The following is a 3,482-nucleotide window of genomic DNA, read 5'->3' on the forward strand; positions in this document are numbered from 1 at the left end:
CTTAATGATGGCATCCCCCTCTATTCCCCCCGATAGACTGTTTCAGATAATAGGTACGGGCGACATCCCGAACTCAAAACACAGTCCCCTTTTCTGGCTCGGGGATTGTTACTCGCGCAAGAGCCGTTTCATATGGGCGCACCTCATATCCGGTTTTTTTCACTCTGAAAAAGACCCAACGGCTTCTCTTTGCCTTTTTTCAATAACTCACTCAAAAAAAAGGAGTATTCCATGGCTGGTGTTAATAAAGTCATAATCTTAGGCCATCTCGGGAAAGATCCGGAGATGCGCTACATGCCGGACGGTAAGGCTATCGCCAATTTCAATGTGGCCACCTCGGAAAATTTCAAGGACCGCGAAGGGAATAAACAGGAACGTACCGAATGGCACCGTGTCGTGCTCTTTGGACGTGTCGCCGAAATCGCGGGCGAATACCTGCGCAAGGGCAGCATGGCTTTTGTGGAAGGCAAACTGCAGACCCGCAAGTGGACAGACAAGGAAGGTCAGGATCGCTACACCACTGAAATTATCGGTGACCGCCTGCAGCTAGTCGGGCCGCGCAATGACGGTGGTGCCAACAGTGGCAATGACCGCCAGCCTCAGCAGCAGCGTGCGAACAACGCCCCATCCAATAACCGGAGTAGTCAGCCGCCGGAAGATCCGTTTGGCGGCGGTAACACGGGAAACACAAACTACTCAGAATTTGACGATGATATCCCATTTTGAGCGGTAACTTGTTGTTTATTTGAATTTTTGTATGAGCACCCCAGATGGATTGACGGGGTGCCTATGCACATGGAGGGCATGATGTTGAAAGTTATCGGTAGAATCCGCCCAGGGACCAAGGTCCTGAAGCGGTCTATTACAGACCCCAAAGCGCACCAAATTGTGGAACGCGGGATTTTGGCGGGCGTTGGATACCCGGCTATTGATTCCGCGCTGACCAAGGCGGGATTTAAACACGCATTGGTTCCCAAGAATGAACCGTTTTTTTCTGTTTGGCCGGGGGAATTCAAGAACCCGGAAACGGCGAAACGGATACTCGATTTGTACGGCGAACAACGGGAAGGGGATCTGGTAAAAAAGCTCTACGAGTTTCCGGTTGTTTTCCCCCATTCGGATCCCGCACAGATGGTGATGACGCGAATGGAATGCTATACGGCAAAAGGCCTCAAGTACCATTCCGAAATCAATGGGAACGGTGACGTCCTCTGTATCACCAAAGATGATGTCCCGAAAGTTAACGGACGTGCCATACGCATTTATGGCGGCCGTAAAGACAAGGTGCGTGGACACTGCGATCCGGAACATTGTCCGGAATACCAAAAACGGGAATGCAATGTCCGCTCAAAAATCCACGTCATGATTCCTGGGGAAAAAATGACAGCGGAATTGGTAGAAATCCCTACGGGGAGCTTCTATGCCGTCGATGACATTGAGAACACATTGAGATACACAGCCGCACTTTGTGGCGGCAAAGTGCCCGTGGAAGTCCAGATGGGATGGAAAGGCCAACCCATATTTTGGATGACCAAGGTGCGCGAAAAAGTAAAGCACATGACCGATGAAGGGGATACAGAAATGGTCCCCCAAATTATCGCGCATCTCAATTGCAAAGCGGAGTTGGCGCATTTGCTGGCCATGGCTGATGCTGTTGCGGAAAAACACCGCAAATTATCAACGGCATTCTTGCCGCAAGGTGTAGCGCAAGCCCCGGCTGCGCTGGAACATCAACCCGCTCTACGGCCAGAAGACTTCGTATCCAGTAATGTAGTGGATATGGCTCAGGCCAGAGCAGAGTCCGTGGTACCGGCGGAACAACAATCTGCCGCCCCTATACCAGAAGCGGCACCCTCTGACCCCCAGCCCGAGCAAACGGCTTCTGCGCCCGCGCCGGAAGCAGCACAGCCCACAGAAAACACAGAAGACATTGCCCCCCTGCGCCAGCAAGCATCCCGCTTGTGCAAACAGGTAGGCTTGAATCCTGTCGATCTGCTGGAATACGGCAATGCCCGATTTGGAACAAATTGGGGCAAAACGCTCAAGCATCTGAATGCCATGGTTCATGAGCTGAAACAGGCTTTGGAATCAGACGATGTGGAAGGCTATATTGCCGAGGTCAATAATGTCATTTTCGAAGAAAGGCAACGGAACACCGAAAGCGCCTAATTCTTCCTATAACCCACTGCGGCCCCTTCGGGGGCCTTTTTCCAAAAAATTTGTGCGGATACCTGCAAGCAAGTATGCGCAAAGATTTTTTGTGGAAAACCACCCGGGCGGCACCCGGTAAAAACAGTCTTTTTATTCACCCTATAGGGACAAATCCCTATGGGGGATTTAATCCCTTTTCATTGCAATGAAAGGAGACATCATGTTAAGCAAAGGCACCTATCAGTTTGTCATGTCCAAAATCCAGAGCGCCAATAACGGCGAACTCCTGGCAATCAAGGACCAGTTACGCGAGCTTTTGCGTCACCCCATTTCGGTAGATGCAGAACTCATGCGGGACACAAAAAAAACTCTTGAAAAAAATTGATGCGGAATTGGATGCGCGGTATGACCTGTATCTTAGTGACCAGCGTCAGCGTCAGCAGGCGAAGCATACACCAGCTTCGGCTTCGGGCGCCCGCATTTACCCATTTCGTAATCTCTCTTGAGGTATTCGTAAGCCGCTTTATCGTCCGGATTTTTCATCACGCGTATTAGCTGTTGCGTCCAATATTTGGCCCCTGAGATTTCCGGACTATCGGTACTGGGGTTTTCGATAACTTGCATTCTTGCAGACATTTGAAACTCCTTACTGTGGTCACTTTCGCTTCATTATAACAGGAGAAAGTCCATCATGAACAAACAAGAACTCACCACTGCCCTGGCGGAGACATTGCGCGTGGATAACGCCAATGCATCCCGCTTGGCGGGGCGGTTTATTCTTTTGGGGAAAAAGTACCGAAAGAACCTGCTCCGCCAAGTAAACGGCGCACCCATGGCTGCGCAACTCAGCAAGACGGAAGCGGAGATTAAAAATCTCTGCGACCGCTTGGCCCTCCGCTACAAAATTGTCGAAGATGTCAGAGGTCCTATCCTCAGACTGTATCTCAACAACTTTTGGAGGGAAGGTTGCGTGGTGGAGGACGGGCTATGAAGATCGCCCAATTCTCCGACCTGCACTATTGTCCAGAATATCTGGACGAGGTGGATCGTTGCTTCTCTGCAGCCGTCGAAGCGGCCATAGAGGAGGACGTGGAAGTGGCCGTTATCAGCGGCGATTCCACGGACCACCGGGTCGATCTGCATAGTTTGTCCGTGCAGAAACTCTCGGAACGCATTCACACCCTGTCCAATCATTGTCCGGTACTGATGTTGCAGGGCACCTTTTCCCATGAACCATTGGGTACGCTCGAAGTGTTTCAGTATGTGGGCGGCAAATACCCGATTTTTGTGGCGACCGATATTCAACAGGTCGCTCTTACCGAAGACAATGC

5 protein-coding genes and 1 pseudogene are annotated in these 3,482 nt (G+C 51.0%); 5 read left to right on the forward strand and 1 reads right to left on the reverse strand.

Features of this window, described 5'->3' with window-relative positions; translation table 11 throughout:
* The first annotated feature begins 231 nt into the window (after window positions 1-231).
* The 3 genes from ssb to AC2VLY_RS05585 all read left to right on the forward strand — a co-directional run bounded on the left by ssb (window position 232) and on the right by AC2VLY_RS05585 (window position 2,536).
* Window positions 232-726 (forward strand): single-stranded DNA-binding protein, encoded by a 495-nt coding sequence (gene ssb / locus AC2VLY_RS05575; RefSeq protein ID WP_031572268.1) that lies wholly within the window; start codon window positions 232-234, stop codon window positions 724-726.
* A 78-nt stretch (window positions 727-804) separates the two neighbouring features.
* Window positions 805-2,169 (forward strand): recombination directionality factor, encoded by a 1,365-nt coding sequence (locus tag AC2VLY_RS05580; RefSeq protein ID WP_140390894.1) that lies wholly within the window; start codon window positions 805-807, stop codon window positions 2,167-2,169.
* Between the two features lie 202 nt (window positions 2,170-2,371).
* Entirely contained in the window at window positions 2,372-2,536 is a 165-nt protein-coding gene (locus tag AC2VLY_RS05585; protein ID WP_155270494.1) for a hypothetical protein, read from the forward strand.
* A gap of 32 nt (window positions 2,537-2,568) precedes the next feature.
* On the opposite strand, the gene AC2VLY_RS05590 is transcribed toward AC2VLY_RS05585, so the two are convergent.
* On the reverse strand, window positions 2,569-2,787 hold the full coding sequence (locus AC2VLY_RS05590) for a hypothetical protein (protein WP_031572266.1): 219 nt from the start codon (window positions 2,785-2,787) through the stop codon (window positions 2,569-2,571).
* A 55-nt stretch (window positions 2,788-2,842) separates the two neighbouring features.
* Here AC2VLY_RS05590 and AC2VLY_RS05595 point away from each other — a divergent pair, with 55 nt between their 5' ends.
* Both AC2VLY_RS05595 and AC2VLY_RS05600 read left to right on the forward strand, forming a co-directional pair.
* Window positions 2,843-3,142: a hypothetical protein gene (locus AC2VLY_RS05595; protein WP_031572265.1), complete on the forward strand. Its 300-nt coding sequence runs from the start codon at window positions 2,843-2,845 to the stop codon at window positions 3,140-3,142.
* Window positions 3,139-3,482, forward strand: a pseudogene (locus AC2VLY_RS05600) (hypothetical protein); the annotation flags it as partial. The gene AC2VLY_RS05595 and the pseudogene AC2VLY_RS05600, both read left to right, overlap by 4 nt.

This window comes from Acidithiobacillus sp. TH-A36, assembly GCF_057473445.1.